The organism is Enterobacter sp. CP102 (assembly GCF_025152625.1).
Lineage (GTDB): Bacteria > Pseudomonadota > Gammaproteobacteria > Enterobacterales > Enterobacteriaceae > Enterobacter > Enterobacter soli.
On record NZ_CP104014.1, the window covers coordinates 2996528 to 3013781 of the forward strand.

A 17254-nucleotide genomic window follows, 5' to 3' on the forward strand; every position below is an offset into this window, starting at 1 on the left:
TTAAAGCGTATGTAACAGGCAGGCCAGTTCGCGGTTTATCACGCGCTGGTTGAACTCAGCCTCTACCTTCCGGCGCGCGTTATGCAGTACGGGGATCAGGTCCTGCTGGGCAATATGGCTAAAGGTTGCCAGACGTTCGGCCAGTGCCGGTGCATCGTTTTCAGGCACCAGCCAGCCGGAGTGATCAGGTTCGATAAGCTCAGGGATACCGCTGTGTAACGTCGATACCACCGGGATCCCTACCGCCATGGCTTCCATCAGCGCAACCGGGATCCCCTCCATATCACCATCCGTGCCGGTTACGGAAGGCAGCAGGAAAACATCCGCCTCATCCAGCATGGCTTTGACTTCATGGCTCGGTTTGAAACCGGGCATCTCGACATAGCCATCAAGCTCATACTGTTCGATAAGCGTACGCAGGCGGCGTTCCCACGGGCCGATACCCAGAATGCGATAGTGGAACGCCACCCCTTGTTCTTTCAGCTGCCGACAGGCCTCAATGGCCACATGCAACCCTTTTTTCTCAGTCAGGCGCGCAACAGAGATGATTTGCAGCGGTTTCCCCGGCACCTTGACCGGGCGCTGAGTGAAGCGGTCCATATCCACGCCCATGCGCGATACAGTGATTTTCTCCCCCGGGCATCCCATGTTTTTCAGGCGCCCGGCCCATAGCTCGCTGATCGGCAGCATCATGTCGCCCCGGCGGAAAAGTTGCTGGTACTCCGGGGTGTAGTGGTTAAGCACTTCACGGCTTGAAATATCAATTCCGTGGAAAATGGTCGCGATTTTACCGTCAATAACGCCTAGCTCGCGTAATTTCGCTGCGGTAACACCCGCCGGGCCAAAGTGGGCGATAAACACATCCGCCTGATATGGCCGTGGCGTTTGCCCGCAAATTGCCGAGAGGATCAGGTTGCGCGACTCAGCACCGTAGCGCGAAATGTTCAACGCCCGCCACGTCGCGGGGCGATGGATCCCCCGCAATGTCTTAACGGCGCGATGACGCAGTTTGCTCAACCGCCCACGCGGCTCGTCCTGTAACCAGCGGGTTTTTGCCTCCAGCCCGTACTGGGTCCACGCCGCATGGGTATTTTGCGTATCGCCCTTTTGCAGGGCGATAATCTCCACGTCATACCCCATATCGATAAACGCGGTTATCTGGTTCAGGACGAAGGTTTCTGACGACAACGGAAATTTCAGTAAGAAGAAACCAACCTTCATTTCCCCTCCCCGACACGGTCGAGAACAGATTTCACCATCCCGATACCTTTTTCGCGCTCCAGTTTTACCGCCACCGCGAGGCGTTCATTAATGGCCGGAAGTTGCCCCAGCGTATCTGCAACCATCCCGGCAAGAGATCCATCCAGCAGATGACGGATATCCACTGCCATCTCGGGCATTCCCAGCTGCTGCATAATGCCGGCAGATTTGTGCTCATAGTTGATGGCAATCGCTGGCGTACCAAAGTTCATGGAGATAATCGCTGAATGCAGGCGCGTCCCGACGGTCAGGTCGCAGGCTGCGAGCAACTTGCCCATCTCAAGATCGTTCAGCTCGTCCATCACCACATGATAACGCGACGGATCGTTGATGTGCTGACGCAGGTTCAGCGCCACCATGCGGTCATCTTTGTTATAGCTGTCGATACCGGTACAGGTAGAGAGCGCCAGCACCTGATAGCCATCGTCCAGCAAGCGGTTTACCACCCCAGCGAAAGCTTTCTCGTAGGCCGCCTGCGTCGTTCCCAGACGTTTATCAAAAGGTGCAAGTTCGCGCAGGGTAATTGCCACGGTTTTCTGCTTCGCCGCGACGTCCAGCCAGTGCTGCACCGCATAGCTTGCCTGGAAATGTTCGTTCTGATTTTCCACCAGCCAGGCGGTATCCACCCCGTGCTCAACTTTAGAGGTGTCGATTTCGCTGCGTTTCATCAGGTCGAGGCTGACCGACTCGCGCAGGATCAATGCATCACAGTGGCCAAACACATAGTTGGCCAGCTGGTTAAACTGTGGATCCTGGAAAGGCCCCACGCTGTGTCCAATCATGAACAGCGGTTTTTTGGCCATAAAGGTGCAGAGCGCGTGCTCAAACTGCGGCACGCCATACAGATCGACAAAGAACGAACCACCGACCTGAATAATGGCGTCATAGCCGGACAGCAGACGAACGAAATCCGTAAAACCCTGTGCGATAGCGATGTTTCTCAGCTTGCCGGTGTCAGTCACACGGGAGAGCAGCACCTGGTGCTGATAGCGACGGCGCAACACCTTCTTTACGCGCCCCATCACACCGGCCGCATTGTTGTGCTGTTTCATCTGACTGTACAGCGGGTCGCCCATTACCGGGCGGTTCAGTAACCAGGAGGAGCTAACCGGATAACGGCTCATCACATCCACTTCTGTCTCAGGCTTAAGAGTGTTAATTGCATCCAATAAACCGCGCAGAATGGCGCTGTCGCCACGGTTGCCGCAGGTATGGTTGCCAAGGATAAGTAATTTCATAATGGCCTCTAAAATTAGCCTGCACGAAGCAGCATTTTCATTTTTTCGTTACGGCAAAACTGGCGCTTCATCTCCACCACCAGCGCATTGCGCGACAGCACGATCATCACGCCAAATGCCAGCGCGCCCGCCGCAATCTGCACTGCCAGCAGTGCCGCTAAAGGCAGATGGCCGTTCAGCACTACGCCCAGGCCATAACTCACCGCCAGGGTTGGCAAAGACAGGTATAGCGGCAGCCACAGGCTCAGAATGTACTGACGGTAGCTGGAGCCCAGCACCGGCTTAATCATCACGAAGTAGCTCAGAACGGTATTGATGATTTGCACCAGCAGGAAACCCAGGGTGACCCCAATCGCACCCGCCAGATGCCCGCCGACGATAATCGCCGGAACAAACAGGAACGTTTTGAACACATTGAATTTAAAACTGATATCGACACGTGCTTTCGCCATTAACAGCGAGCCGATTGGATTGCCAACGGAGCGCAGCAACCCCACCACGCACAGCAGTTGCAGAACCGGAATGATGCTGACCCACTTCTCACCGAAGACCAGCGGCACCACATTACTGGAAACCACCATCAGCCCCAGCAGTACCGGGAAGTTAATAATCCCCACCACTGAAAGCAGCTTGTAGAAGTTAACGCGCAGCTTCTCCGTGTCGTCCTGAATTTTGGCGAACGCCGGGAACAGCACGCGGGTGATGATGGGGTTTAGCTTCATCGGCGGAACAACCGCAACGTTATAGGCCAGGTTATAACCGCCCGCGACGCTGGCCCCCAGAATGCGCGCCAGCACCAGCGTGGACAGGTTGGTGTTGACGTAGTTGATAATGCTGTCGGCCGTCAGCCATGCGCCAAAGCGCAGGTTCGACGACACCGACGCCAGCGAGAAATGCAGCCCCGGGCGGTAGATCTTGCGGCCAAAGTAACCAAACAGCAGTGTACGTACACCAGAGTTCACCAGGTAACCCAGGATCGCGGTTAACGCCAGCGGCCAGAAATGCGCGCTCACCACGGTAAAGGTAAAGCCCGCCAGCACCGCGCTGGTTTCAATCATGCCAATCTTGTTGAACTCCAGCTCTTTTTGCATCAGCGCGCGATACTGCTGGCCGTGCGGGATCACCACAAAAGCAAAAGAGAGGGTACGCATCAGCGGGGCCAGATCCGGGTTATGCAGCACGCCCGCAATCATGTCGCTCAGCAGAAACACCAGCACAAAGACGGTGATCCCCAGCCCCACGTTCAGCCAGTAGAGCGTGGTAAGCTCAAGCTGGCTAATCTCTTTACGCTGGATAATCGAGTTGGCGATACCAAAATCCGACAGCGTGTCGGCAAGCGCAATAATCACCAGCGACACGGTCAGCAGACCGAACTGGTGATTATCGATAATGCGCGCCAGCACCGTCATCTGCACCAGGCCCAGGCCAATGATGACAATGGTCGCCATTGCCGACCATTTTGCGCCGCTGATGGTTTTTTCACGTAAACTCATGACCGTTCCTTAATACGCCGCTTTGTTCACAAAGCCTTTAAAGATGGTCAGAAAGACGATTTTGATATCGAACCAGAGACTCCACTCACGTATGTACTCCAGGTCAAACTCAATACGTTTTTCCATTTTTTCCAGGGTGTCGGTTTCACCGCGCCAGCCGTTAATCTGCGCCCAGCCAGTGATCCCCGGCTTCACTTTGTGGCGCAGCATGTAACCCTCAATCAGCGAGCGATACTGTTCGTTGTGCGCTACCGCATGTGGGCGTGGGCCGACGATGGACATGCCACCGGTAAAGACGTTGATAAACTGCGGCAGCTCATCCAGCGAGGTACGACGCAGGAAATTCCCCACCCGGGTCACGCGCGGATCGTTTTGCGTCGCCTGCGTCACCACCTTGTCGTTTTCCATCACCTTCATGGAGCGGAACTTCCACACCATGATCGGCTTGCCATCCATGCCATAGCGGGTCTGGCGGAAAATAATCGGGCCTGGAGAGCTGAGCTTCACCGCCAGCGCAATGCAGCACAGCACCGGGGAGATCAGCAGTAAAATCAGCGAGGAGAGCAGGATATCTTCCACGCGCTTGAGCACGCGGTTAATGCCTGAAAGCGGCGTATCATACAGCGGCACAACGGGCACGCCGTTCACTTCGTCGATACGTGAATGCAGGATATTAAAGGTAAAGACGTCAGGAATGAGGATCACCGAACAGGTAGTATCCGCAAGCTCTCGCACCAGATGTTTAATGTACGACTCATCGCTCATCTGCATGGCGATGTAAACGTTGTGGATCTTGCCCGCCTTCGCGTCGTCAATCAGCTGTTCGAAATTACCCGCCCAGTCGGCAGGCACGCCGCCAGGTTTGGCATCGTGGTAGATCCCTACCCCTTCCAGCCCCAGCCATGGCTCTTTGCGAAAACTGTCCAGCAGCACCTGTCCTACCGGTAAATCGCCTGCAACGGCCACATAGCGGGTGTTGTAACCCCGGTTACGCAGCCAGCCCGCGAAGTAGCGGATCAGGGAACGGCAAACCACCATGCCCAGGCTGGTTAACACATACCAGCACAGATACGTCACCAGACGGGTGTCAAAATCATGACTGAATGCCACCAGCCCTGCGCTGAAAATCAGGCTTAACGTCCAGTTCTGAATCAACAGCAGCAGCTCTGTGGTAATTTTGACGCCACGCCATGAACGGTAGAAATCGGTCACCCCGCCGATCATCTGAAACACCACCAGCGCAATCAACGCCATCAGCAAATGCATGTAGAAGAATGGCTGTCCGCTTATCCGGCACACCACCCACAATCCACCGACCATGATGGTGATGTCAGAAAATCGCTGCACCATTGAGATTAACGATGCATTCGTTCTGGCTCGCTCGCGCTTTCTTAGATTCGTCATCGTTGTTCCTGTTATCCGATCCCCCTCCCTTCGGGAGGGGGCAAGTTTTACTGATTCAACAACGCCAGAATGTCCTGCGTTCGCGCTTCCATCAGTGGGACATCCGCCCGCGATTCCACATTCAGACGCACTACCGGCTCGGTGTTTGAAGAGCGCAGATTGAACCGCCACTGCGGGAACGACATGCTGATGCCATCAGTACGATCAATTTCCAGGGCGTGGAGAGCAAAATGCTGCTCTACGCGGGCGATCGCCTCGGCCGGCAGCGCCAGCTTGCTGTTGATCTCTCCACTTGCCGGGAATGCCGCCATACGGTCACGTACCAGCTCGCCCAGCGACTGACCTTTCAGGCACAGCAGCTCCGTCACCAGCAGCCACGGGATCATCCCGCTGTCGCAGTAAGCAAAATCACGGAAGTAGTGGTGGGCACTCATCTCGCCGCCATAGATAGCATCTTCTTCACGCATCCGCTCTTTGATGAACGCGTGGCCGGTTTTGGACATCACCGGCTTGCCACCCGCAGCCGCTACCACATCGACGGTATTCCATGACAAACGCGGGTCGTGGATGATCTTCGCCCCCGGATTTTTCTCGAGGAACGCTTCCGCCAGCAGGCCAACGATGTAATAGCCTTCGATAAACTGGCCTTTTTCGTCGAACAGGAAGCAGCGGTCAAAGTCGCCGTCAAAGGCGATACCCATATCGGCGCCGTGTTCGATCACCGCGTTGCGGGTGTCATCGCGGCACTCGGGCAGCAGTGGGTTAGGAATACCGTTCGGGAAGTTACCGTCCGGGGTGTTGTGCACTTTAATGAAGGTGACCGGGACGTTCAGCGCCTTAAAGCGTGCTTCCAGGGCATCGACAACCGGGCCTGCCGCGCCGTTCCCGGAGTTAATCACCAGCTTAAGCGGCTTGAGGTTTGCCACGTTGATGTAGCCAAGCAGATGATCGATGTACTCTTTTTGCAGATTGATCTGTTTGTAGCTGCCGCGTGTTGCTTCGTTCACCGGCGGGAAGTCGTTGGCTTCGGCCAGACGCTGCACGTCGCGCAGGCCGGTGTCGCCGCTGATCGGACGCGCGCCTTTGCGCACCAGCTTCATGCCGTTGTAGTCCATCGGGTTATGGCTGGCGGTCACTTCGATACCGCCGTCCACGCCCAGGTGGAAGGTAGCAAAATAGATCTCTTCCGTACCGGAAAGGCCAATATCCAGCACGTCGACGCCTGCATCCTGCAACCCTTTTGCCAGCGCGCTTTTCAGTGACGCACTGGTCAGACGCACATCGCCACCCAGAACAATGGTTTTCGGCTTTAAATATTCGCCGTACGCACGGCCAATGCGCCACGCGATATCTTCATTCAGCTCTTCGCCCAGCTTGCCGCGAATATCGTAGGCTTTAAAACAGGTTAATTTTTCCATGATGACCCCTTTTTCAGGCAACAGTTGGCCCGCCCGATTAACAGGCAAAATTGTTTTTATTCATTCGTAGGCCGGATAAGCGAAGCGCCATCCGGCGTTAAAGACGGTGCTAGACCCGGCCGTAGCGATCCTGGAAGCGCACAATATCGTCCTCTTCCAGATACGAGCCGGAGCGAACTTCAATCAGGTCGAGCGGAATTTTCCCCGGGTTTTCCAGGCAATGCGTCGCCCCAAGCGGGATATACACCGACTCGTTTTCACCAATCAGTTTGATTTCACCGTCGATAGTCACTTTGGCGGTTCCGGCCACCACCACCCAGTGTTCGGCGCGGTGGTGGTGCATCTGCACAGACAGCCCTTCCCCTGGCTTCACGGTGATGCGTTTTACCTGGTAGCGATCGCCGGAATCGATGGAGTCATATTTGCCCCATGGGCGATACACTTCGCGGTGAATGTGGTGTTCATGGCGGCCATCAGCCTTGATCCTTTCCACCACTTTTTTGACGTCCTGAACCGCGTTACGGTCAGCAATCAGCACGGCATCTTTCGTCTGAACGACCACCAGATCCTTCACGCCCACCGTGGTAACCAGCCCGGATTCAGCGTAAACATAGCTGTTTTCCGTTTTATGGCTGATTACATCACCATGGTGGACATTTCCCTCCGGGGTGTGCGCGCTGATCTCCCACAGGGATGACCATGAGCCAACGTCGCTCCAGCCCGCATCCATCGGTACCACTACCGCATCGGCGGTACGCTCCATCACAGCATAGTCAATGGACTCTTCCGGACAGGCGAGGAAGGCTTCTTCATCCACGCGGATAAAGTCGAGATCCGGGTCAACCGCATCCATGGCTTTTTCACAGGCGCTGAGGATATCCGGGCGGAATTTTTCCAGCTCCTCCAGATAGCGCCCGGCGCGGAACAGAAACATTCCGCTGTTCCAGTAGTATTCACCGCTGGCAACGTAGGCCTGCGCGGTTTCCAGATTCGGTTTTTCGACAAACTGCGCCACATTAAACGCCAGGCTCTCTCCTTCGCCCGGCGTGACATCCCCCCGGCGGATATAGCCATAACCGGTTTCCGGCAGGTCCGGTACGATCCCGAAGGTCACCAGCTTGCCGCTCTCGGCGTAAGGAATGGCAGAACGCACCGCGTCACGGAAGCTGTCTTCCTGCTGGATAACATGGTCAGCGGCCAGCACCAGCATCATCGGATCACAGTCCGGGCTGCTGCGTTTTGCCGCCAGCGCCGCCAGCGCAATGGCAGGTGCCGTGTTGCGCCCTGCTGGCTCCAGAATGATGTTTTCCGTCAGCTTGTTGAGCTGACGCAGTTGCTCGGCCACGATAAAGCGGTGTTGTTCATTACAAATCACCACCGGGCTTTCGCATTCCACGCCGTTCAGACGGGACACCGTCGTTTGCAGCATGGTGAGATCCCCTTTCAGGCAGAGGAACTGTTTTGGATAGAGCACGCGGGACAGCGGCCACAACCGGCTACCAGAGCCACCAGCCATCACGACCGGAAAAAGTTTGGTTTGACTCATCATTTATCCCCGAATATCTGCAATAAATTGGCTAAGGACGTTCTCTTTTTCGAGCGTCCGCCCGGCATATTCACGTGCCACGATGTTCTCTTTCGGCAGCGCGAGCGCCTGTTCAATCCCGGTAACCAGCGCCTCAACGGACTCTGGCTCAACGCAAACCGCAATTCCCGGGTAGCTGTCGCACAGCTGACCCAGCTCGGTATCGGCCTCGGCGGTGATCACCGCATTGCCACCTACCGCCAGAATGTTGGTCAGTTTTGATGGCAGCACAGCATCTGCTGCGCCGCGTTTTTGTACCACCAGATGGCAGTCGCCCATCTTCAGCAACGCCGGCAGCGCCTCGTACGGCTGAAGCGGGTAAAATTTCACGTTGGTCAGCCCACGTTCGCTGACCATTTTTTCCAGTCGCGCTTTACCGCCACCCTGCCCGACAATCACAAACGTCAGGGCATGATGTTGAAGCTGTCCGGCCGCCTCAACCACGCTTTCCAGCCCCTGTTTTTCCCCGATGTTGCCCGAGTAAAGAATGATTTTTTGATCTTCAGGCAAACCGAGTTGTTCACGCAGCGCCAGCGCATCCTGTTCGGATACATCGCGAAAACGCGCCACTTCAGACCAGTTCGGGAAAAAGATCACTTTTTCCGCAGCTACGCCTTTCTCCTGCGCTTTATTCATCATTGAGCGCGAGATGGTCGAGACGTAATCCACGTTGTGCAGGCCGCTACGTTCAAACGCGCTGGCCAGTTTTGCCACCTTGCCACCCTTGCCTTTCCCGGCCATTCCCAGCCCCAGCATGGCGTCCACTTCGTAGTCCTGAATGTGCAGCAATGTCCGCGCACCTGAAAGCTTGCCCAGCAGGCGCATTCCTGGCGTGCAAAACAGCGTGGGCACCACGCCGATAATGAGTTCAGGCTTCCAGCGACGCTGCGCCATCAGCGGGAAAAAGCTGCTCAGGGCAAAACTGCCCAGATGAATTAAACGTTTCAGCGTTGACGGCTGTTTTGGCACGTACAACGGGCAACGCCAGACGGTTGCAGCGCCCTGCTCGCAGCGGTAGCGCCAGCCTGAGTAGCGCTCACCCACCTGCCATTCCGGGTAGTAAGGCGGCGCGGTAATGACCCGCACGTCATGTCCCTGCTCCGCCATCCACTCAACCATTTCGCCGGTGTATTTCCCGATGCCGGTGAGTTCCGGCGAGTAGTTGATTCCGTATACGAGGATTTTCATAAGCCCGGCACCCCGGCCTGACGTTCTGCGAGGAAATAGGCCCGACTGTTGTCATGCACATTGTCGCTCGCCAGTAACGCCTCTGGCGTCTGCCAGCGGTAATCGTCATGCTGTGAATCAGGCAGACGCAGATCTGCCTGATTCACCTTCAGGCGAAAACCGAGCACCACGTAGTGCGTGGTGAAATCAGCCCCGGAAAAGTTATCGTCGTAGAAGTGCTGCCAGACCCCGTAAAACCGGCCTGCGGACTGCGGCAAGCGCAGCCCGAGTTCCGCCAGGGTAAGACGCGCAAAAGCATCCGCGAGCGTCTCATCCTTCTGTACACGTCCACCGGGTACGAACCAGTACCCTTGTGCAGGGCGGTTGGTTCGTTTCCCCAGCAAGAACTCGCCGCGTTCGTTCTCCACAATCAAATCGATTGAGATAAGCGGAGTGGAACGGACTACCGTGGCAAAGTCTTCCTGATTTAAAAACATGTTTACCCCCGGAAGCGGTGCTGGTTTTCCAGGAACCACTGATAGGTGCTGGCCAGCCCCTGCTCAAGTGACACCTCGTGATACCAGCCCAGCTGATGCAGGCGCGTTACATCCAGTAATTTACGTGGCGTGCCGTCGGGTTTTGAGGCGTCAAACACCACGCGACCTTTGTAACCCACCACTTTCGCCAGGGTTTGCGCCAGCTCGCGAATGGTGCAGTCCACGCCGGTGCCCACGTTAATGTGCGAGAGCATCGGTTGCGTGTTCTCCTGCCACACTTCACGATCCAGCTCCATCACGTGAATGCTGGCTGCCGCCATGTCGTCCACGTGCAGGAACTCACGCATTGGCGTACCGCTGCCCCACACCACCACATCCGGGGCGTTTTCAGCCGTTGCTTCGTGAAAGCGGCGCAGCAGCGCCGGGATCACGTGCGAATTGCTCGGGTGGAAATTATCGTTCGGCCCATACAGGTTGGTCGGCATGACCGAGCGATAATCGCGGTCGTACTGGCGGTTATAGGACTCGCACAGTTTGATCCCGGCAATCTTGGCAATGGCGTACGGCTCGTTGGTTGCTTCGAGCGTGCCTTGCAGCAACTCGCTTTCCGCCATCGGCTGTTTCGCCATTTTTGGGTAGATACAGGATGAACCGAGGAACAACAGCTTATTCACGTTGTGCAGATGCGCGGCGTGAATAATGTTGCTCTCAATCATCATGTTCTCGTAGATGAAATCAGCCGGGTAGGTATTGTTGGCGACAATACCGCCCACCTTTGCCGCCGCCAGATACACCTGATCGATACGCGAGTCTGCAAAGAAATCCTGCACGGCTTTGCTGTCGAGCAAATTCAGCTCGTCACGCGTACGGACAATCACCTCAACGTCACCACGTTGTTCCAGCTGGCGGACAATGGCGGAACCCACCATGCCGCGATGACCGGCGACAAAAATACGTTGTTTGGTCATTCTCAGGACTCCAGCGCGATGGCAACCTCGTAGCCGTGGGACTTCAGCAGTGAGTGTTTCTTCGCTGCTTCAAGGTCTTTGGCTACCATTTCAGACACCATCTCCTGAAGCGTGGTCTCTGGTTTCCAGCCCAGCACTTCGTGCGCTTTGGTTGGGTCGCCCAGCAGGGTTTCCACCTCAGCAGGACGGAAGTAACGCGGGTCAACCTGAACAATCACATCACCCGGTTTCACGCCCGGCGCATCATGGCCCGTCACGGAAACAACAATACCTTTCTCGTCCACGCCAGTGCCTTCGAAGCGCAGTTTGATGCCCAGCTGTGCCGCAGCCATTTCAACGAAACGACGCACGGAATACTGCACACCGGTCGCAATCACGAAGTCTTCGGGTTTGTCCTGTTGCAGCATCATCCACTGCATTTTCACGTAGTCTTTGGCATGACCCCAGTCACGCAGAGAATCCATGTTGCCCAGGTGCAGGCAGGACTCCAGACCCTGCGCGATGTTGGCGATCGCACGGGTAATTTTACGGGTCACGAAGGTTTCACCACGGCGCGGGGATTCGTGGTTGAACAGAATGCCGTTACAGGCATACATGCCGTAGGATTCACGGTAGTTTACGGTGATCCAGTAGGCGTACAGTTTGGCTACCGCATACGGCGAGCGTGGGTAGAACGGGGTGGTTTCTTTCTGCGGGATTTCCTGCACCAGGCCGTACAGCTCAGAGGTAGAGGCCTGGTAGAAACGGGTTTTCTTCTCAAGACCGAGGAAGCGGATCGCCTCCAGCAGGCGCAGCGTACCCATGGCATCCACGTCAGCGGTATATTCCGGGGATTCAAACGATACGGCCACGTGGCTCATCGCACCCAGGTTGTAGACTTCATCCGGCTGCACTTCCTGCAGAATACGGGTCAGGTTGGAGGTATCCGTCAGGTCGCCATAGTGCAGGTGGAATTTCGGGTTTGTCGCATGAGGATCCTGATAGATATGGTCCACACGCTCGGTGTTGAACGAAGAAGCACGACGTTTAATACCGTGTACTTCATAACCTTTCTCCAGCAGCAATTCTGCCAGGTAAGAACCATCCTGTCCGGTAACGCCGGTGATGAGAGCGACTTTAGACATATTTATTTCCTCTGTACTTATCAAAGTTTTTCAGTTTCTACGCGTTCGCGTATCACCACTGCGGGATTGCCCCGGCAAACCTTATTTGCCGGAAGCGATTTAAAAACGCTGCTGCGAGCGCCAATAACGGTGCCATCGCCAACAGAAACACCCGGTGCGACAAAAACATCTGTCGCCAGCCAGCATTTTTCGCCAATCACTATTGGCGAAGCGGTAATATCAAAATGCTGACTCATAAAATCATGACTACCGGTACACAAATAACACTTCTGAGATACCACTGAATTTGCACCAATGGTGATATCACCAAGGCTATATAACACCGCGTCATCCCCCACCCAGGCGTAATCACCGAGCGTTATTTTCCACGGATACGTAATTTTGACTGACGGGCGAATGACTACGTTTTTTCCGATTTTTGCACCGAACAAGCGTAATAAAAATGCACGCCAGCGATACAGTATTTGCGGTGACCAGGCAAATAATGTGGCCTGCACTGCCCACCATAACTGCACCTTAATACCGTTCCCGCCCCGAAAACCTTTCGGCACGGAGAATCCCTTGAGTTCCTGCATTACGCTTCCTTATATTCAGGCTTTGTTATATAAGGCTTTCGTTTTACCCGTCGTTTTCAGACGCAATAAATAGGACAATTCCGCCAGTGGCCCCGGCATTCGCAATATATTGCGCTGCACGTTTTTTGCATCCTGGCACAATTCCAGATTATTCGAGGTTGACACCCCACCCATCGAAAATTCAGATACCGTACCTTTAATTCGGCGGAACGGGTAACCAGACTTATACAAACTTGCTGCCAGGGCATAATCTGATGACACTTTATACTGCAAATCATATGGCTGTTTTTTCAGCCCTGCGGTCGGGAAGAAAATAGCCTGATGACTGGCCGGTAAACTGTGGTAGATATACCAGCCGGGCTTCGCACTACGCAGAACTTTATGGTCATCGCCGAAGTCCAGAAGCGCATCACCGATATACATGGCGTCCTCTTTCTGGCGCGCCAGCTGACGGGCAAAGAGTGCAACATCTTCATGGAATACATCACCGGAATTCAGAAAGATGGCATAGCGCCCTTGCGCCATATTGATCCCTTTATTCATGGCGTCGTAGATGCCTTTATCTTTCTCGCTGATGTAGCGTAAGTTGAACTCCCCGTTGAGTTTTTCAAGAAACTCAGCCGTGCCGTCATTCGAGCCGCCATCCACGACAATCCATTCAAATGTGAGGCTTGGATCGCGTGCCAGGTTGCGCAGCGAGCGCCAGGTTTTTACCACGCCCTCATAATTGCGAAAGGCGACAGTAACCACACTAAGAAACATAAATCACCTCATTTCGTCATACCCGCGTAATATTGAGCGCCTTGCGCAGAATAAACGGACAGACAATTAAGAAAGCATATTCCGGGCTAAATATTGACCCCGTAAAGAACAACGACACTGGCGTAAAAAGATAAAGCTGCACGCGAAAGTTCTGGTTATCCCCAAACGCGTTGATCATCATTTTGAAAACTTTAAACAAGTACCACAGCGTCAACAATACGGCGAACCACGAAAAATAAATAATTAACAGATACAGACCATTGTCTATGGTTTTACCGACATCTGCACCGTTAAAGATTCCGAATGATGCAACATATTCGTAAAGTGAGCCAAATCTGACTACGCCATCAATGTGGGTTAATGAATATCCCACCATCACCAGCGGCCCAATGATGCGATAATAAGACGATGAACCTTCCGTACCCAAATCTCCCAGACGTTCTGAGATGTACGGGAAGGCAAATATCACGCCAACTAAAAACACCGTCAGGGAGATAATCGCCAGCGGCAACTTTTTCTTTATCGCATCCTTATTCAGGTACTGAAACGCCCACTCCAGCAGGTAGAACAATATAAATGTCATCACCCCGGAGAAAGAGCCTGACAGAACAATTCCTGCAAGAATCATAGCATCGGTCTTAGGGGTTTTGATACCAAACTGTTTGATGCTGAGCCAAATTGAGATTAACGCCAGAGCAAAAAATGCCGGTTCAAAATAGAGCGCGGTGGTACGCTTGCCGCCAAACTTAATGAAGTTCAGTACATAGCTGTTACTGTAAATGAGATATTTCGAAATTATCTCCATCAGGCTGCTGCCACCGGTCAAAATTATTTGCGCCATTTCCAGTGCAGCCAGCATGACAATTAACGTAACGGCAATATAAAAGAACCTAAGGATTTTCCGATAATTGTGCGGTGAAATAGTTTTAAAGCGAATACTCCAGACCATGCCAATAATAATGACGATATAAACAAACAGCATGGTCGAGGTGACGTATTTACTGGCATCCAGCGACTGACCAAAGATGTAGTTAAATGCCGTCAGGCCAAACCCAACCCCGAGGGCAATCATCAGCTTTTTCAGGCTGATTTTTTCGACGTACAGCAGCAGTAAGACCGGCAGGAACGTCACAATGGTGATGGGGAAGCTTTCGCCGAGCTGGGCAATCTTGACGTTGACCAGCAGGTAGATCAGCGGCAGCAGCAGATAACTACAGATTCTGATAGAACGAGACATATTCCTCCAGCATCTGTTGGCCACTGTACGCCTTGCGGCTGCGGTTGCGGAACGATTCCAGGTCAGTGCCAAAAACAGCCTGCGCGACGGCGGGCTTTGGCAATTGCACCAGAGGCAGCACCTCATTTTCACTGAAGGTTTTACCACCGGATTTTTCCAGCACTTCGCGCGCCGCGTCGCTGTGGGTGGCAATCACCGGCACGCCAATCGACAACGCTTCACACAGGATCAACGGGTAGTTATCCACGCGGGAGCTAAAGACCAGGGCATCCATGCCGTTCAGCGCGCTCATTAGTTTACGTTTGTCGGTTTCGAACCCGTGATTCACCACGTTCGCCCCTTCAAACGGGGAAAACTTGCCGAAGGTATGCAGCTCTATCTTGTCGCCGAGCGCCATCATGTCGCGCACCAGCTGTTGATTGGTCTTGCCGTCGTAACGCAGATCGTGTGCCACCACGGCAATTTTCGGCCTGCCGGTGGTGTGCGCCACAGGCTTCAGTTCCGCGAGGATCGCTTCGGTTGCCACGTCGATCCCGTTATTGATGATTTTGCAACGCCCTGCCCCGTACAGGCTGTTGAAGGCATCGGCGACATGCTGGCTGGGCGAGATAAACGTGCAGCCGAGCGCGAGCATCTCGCGAAACAGCTGGCGCTTTCCCGCCACCAGTTGATGCGCCCGGTCCACTTTTACCGGGGGATAGTTGGTCAGCGTTGGGCACTTCTGGCATTGCGTTTTCCAGCCTTCGCAACCGTCGGTAAAGGCGCAGCGTCCGGTCACGCTCCAGTGGTCATGCAACGTCCAGACAAAGGTGGTGTCCGGTTTGTGCGCTTTCACTTTTTCGCAAAAGGCCACCACCTCTTCCAGATTCAGCCAGTAGCTGTGCAGCACATGGAAATGCAGCACCACCGGCCCGGCCGAGCGCGTTACCGTGCGGTACAGGCTGTTCAGATTGCCAAACAGATCGCGGTTAAACAGGCGGAAAAGCGCAATATTGGCGATAGAGGTCATGCGTGGGGTCTGTTTCACCACCTGCGGGTAGTCATCGTGGCTGACGCTTTTTTTCCCGCCTTTGCCATAGCCATAGATGAAACGCGACTGTAATCCTTTTTGCAGCGCACGCTGATGAAGATCCAGCGCCACGCCTGCCGCCCCGCCCTCGGCCAGACGAACGTTAAATTGCAGAATATTCATTTGATCACCTTCACGCGGGCTTTCTCACCCACTACCAGCGCGTTATCAGGAATGCTGTCCAACACCACGCTGCCTGCACCAATGGTTACGTTGTTACCCACGGTAATGTCGCCGATGATCACCACATTGGCGCCCAGCTCGACGTTATTACCGATGACAGGGCACGCAAGGCTTGCTGGCCCACGGTTCCCGATAGTCACCGCATGGCGAATGGTGAAGTCATCACCCGCGACCACGAACTTATTGATCACCACGGCATAGCCGTGATGAATGGTGAAGCGGCGGCCAATGGTGGCGGCTGCCTGGATTTCGTAGCCAAAAAAGCATTCGGTGATGATGCGGTACAGCACCAGAACCGGCGCTGCCCAGATATTGTTCAGCACGTTTTTTTTGCGCCACACAGAGCAAAAATGTGCGATGCGATAGGCCAGAACCATGCAGCAAGGGCGCAGGCTCCAGCTGTTCGCGCGGCAATCTTCCAGAAACATTATTTCCCCCGAAGTCCATCAGCCAGACGCTTGGTATTGCGTACAGAAAAGAGCGTCAGCAGCGTGCGCCAGTTCATGCGCTTATTGCGGATCTGATAGAGGGTAAAGAGCTGATACTTACGGCTGGCACGGTCGAACTTGTCTTTGTGCTTACGGTAAAAGTGGAAGTAGCCGGAAAATTTCTTCGGCGACGAGGTGATTTGCATTTCCCCGTGGTTGATATGCAGGATTTGCGTGGCTTCTTCCACTTTCCAGGGCTCGCCATACTCCACCACCATGCGCAGGAAAATATCGTAGTCCTGCGCCGCCTTGAGTTCGGTATCGAACAGATTTTCTTTAAAGCGCCAGGACCAGGAGAAGACCTGGTTACCAATGATATTGCGCTTGTAAAACAGGCGACGCGAGTACGGTGACTTCGGATAGAGCGGCAGACTCGCCGGCTGCGAATAGACTTCGCCCTGGCAGACATAGTCGTTGGCATACAGAAACGCATGGGTAACCAACTGATGTTGGTGTGACAGGAAGGTCGACAGACGGTTGGGGGTCCATTCGTCATCATCGTCAATTCCGGTCAGATACTGCCCTTGCGCCTGCAATATCGCCTGGTTACGTACTGCACACGCCCCGGAGTTGATGGCGTTATGCGTGTACATGACCCGTGGGTCATTAAGGTCAGTCACGAATTTTTGCAGTTGTTCGTATGACGAGGAGCAGTCATCAACGATGAGCAGTTCCCAGTTGTCGTAGTCCTGACGCAGGACCGACTTAATTGCGCGGATCGCCAACTGCTGACGATTCCATGTCGGCATATAAATAGAAATCAAAGGGCGTTGTGTGGTCATGGTA

Annotated in this window: 16 protein-coding genes; all 16 read right to left on the reverse strand. The window is 54.4% G+C overall.

The window, feature by feature from the left end; translation table 11 throughout:
* Positions 1-1221 carry a colanic acid biosynthesis glycosyltransferase WcaL gene (gene wcaL, locus N1249_RS14250; RefSeq protein ID WP_259830276.1) on the reverse strand — a complete coding sequence of 407 codons (1221 nt, stop codon included), beginning with the start codon at positions 1219-1221 and terminating at the stop codon, positions 1-3.
* Positions 1218-2498, reverse strand: a complete 1281-nt coding sequence (gene wcaK / locus N1249_RS14255) for a colanic acid biosynthesis pyruvyl transferase WcaK (RefSeq protein WP_259830277.1) — start codon at positions 2496-2498, stop codon at positions 1218-1220. The genes wcaL and wcaK overlap by 4 nt, the downstream gene beginning before the upstream one ends.
* A gap of 14 nt (positions 2499-2512) precedes the next feature.
* Positions 2513-3991: a colanic acid undecaprenyl disphosphate flippase WzxC gene (gene wzxC, locus N1249_RS14260; RefSeq protein ID WP_259830278.1), complete on the reverse strand. Its 1479-nt coding sequence runs from the start codon at positions 3989-3991 to the stop codon at positions 2513-2515.
* A gap of 9 nt (positions 3992-4000) precedes the next feature.
* Positions 4001-5395: an undecaprenyl-phosphate glucose phosphotransferase gene (gene wcaJ, locus N1249_RS14265; protein WP_259830280.1), complete on the reverse strand. Its 1395-nt coding sequence runs from the start codon at positions 5393-5395 to the stop codon at positions 4001-4003.
* Positions 5396-5442: 47 nt separating this feature from the next.
* Positions 5443-6813: a colanic acid biosynthesis phosphomannomutase CpsG gene (gene cpsG, locus N1249_RS14270; protein WP_259830281.1), complete on the reverse strand. Its 1371-nt coding sequence runs from the start codon at positions 6811-6813 to the stop codon at positions 5443-5445.
* Positions 6814-6922: 109 nt separating this feature from the next.
* Positions 6923-8359, reverse strand: a complete 1437-nt coding sequence (gene cpsB, locus N1249_RS14275; protein WP_259838130.1) for a mannose-1-phosphate guanyltransferase — start codon at positions 8357-8359, stop codon at positions 6923-6925.
* 3 nt (positions 8360-8362) lie between these two features.
* Positions 8363-9586 carry a colanic acid biosynthesis fucosyltransferase WcaI gene (gene wcaI / locus N1249_RS14280; protein WP_259830286.1) on the reverse strand — a complete coding sequence of 408 codons (1224 nt, stop codon included), beginning with the start codon at positions 9584-9586 and terminating at the stop codon, positions 8363-8365.
* Positions 9583-10062 (reverse strand): GDP-mannose mannosyl hydrolase, encoded by a 480-nt coding sequence (locus N1249_RS14285; RefSeq protein ID WP_259830289.1) that lies wholly within the window; start codon positions 10060-10062, stop codon positions 9583-9585. Before N1249_RS14285 ends, wcaI begins: the two co-directional genes overlap by 4 nt.
* A gap of 2 nt (positions 10063-10064) precedes the next feature.
* The gene (locus N1249_RS14290; protein WP_259830291.1) at positions 10065-11030 is read right to left on the reverse strand and encodes a GDP-L-fucose synthase; all 966 of its coding nucleotides are present in this window, start codon (positions 11028-11030) and stop codon (positions 10065-10067) included.
* Between the two features lie 2 nt (positions 11031-11032).
* A complete protein-coding gene (gmd, locus tag N1249_RS14295) occupies positions 11033-12154 on the reverse strand; it encodes a GDP-mannose 4,6-dehydratase (RefSeq protein ID WP_014070934.1) in 1122 nt (373 codons plus the stop codon).
* 20 nt (positions 12155-12174) lie between these two features.
* Positions 12175-12729, reverse strand: a complete 555-nt coding sequence (wcaF, locus tag N1249_RS14300; protein WP_259830299.1) for a colanic acid biosynthesis acetyltransferase WcaF — start codon at positions 12727-12729, stop codon at positions 12175-12177.
* 15 nt (positions 12730-12744) lie between these two features.
* Positions 12745-13491: a colanic acid biosynthesis glycosyltransferase WcaE gene (gene wcaE / locus N1249_RS14305; protein ID WP_259830301.1), complete on the reverse strand. Its 747-nt coding sequence runs from the start codon at positions 13489-13491 to the stop codon at positions 12745-12747.
* 16 nt (positions 13492-13507) lie between these two features.
* Complete coding sequence (gene wcaD, locus N1249_RS14310) at positions 13508-14728, reverse strand: colanic acid polymerase WcaD (RefSeq protein WP_014070937.1); 1221 nt, start codon at positions 14726-14728, stop codon at positions 13508-13510.
* Positions 14703-15920, reverse strand: coding sequence for a colanic acid biosynthesis glycosyltransferase WcaC (gene wcaC / locus N1249_RS14315; protein WP_259830303.1), 1218 nt, complete (start codon positions 15918-15920; stop codon positions 14703-14705). Before wcaC ends, wcaD begins: the two co-directional genes overlap by 26 nt.
* Positions 15917-16408 carry a colanic acid biosynthesis acetyltransferase WcaB gene (gene wcaB, locus N1249_RS14320; RefSeq protein ID WP_014070939.1) on the reverse strand — a complete coding sequence of 164 codons (492 nt, stop codon included), beginning with the start codon at positions 16406-16408 and terminating at the stop codon, positions 15917-15919. Before wcaB ends, wcaC begins: the two co-directional genes overlap by 4 nt.
* The gene (wcaA, locus tag N1249_RS14325) at positions 16408-17250 is read right to left on the reverse strand and encodes a colanic acid biosynthesis glycosyltransferase WcaA (protein ID WP_014070940.1); all 843 of its coding nucleotides are present in this window, start codon (positions 17248-17250) and stop codon (positions 16408-16410) included. Before wcaA ends, wcaB begins: the two co-directional genes overlap by 1 nt.
* Between the last annotated feature and the right edge of the window lie 4 nt (positions 17251-17254).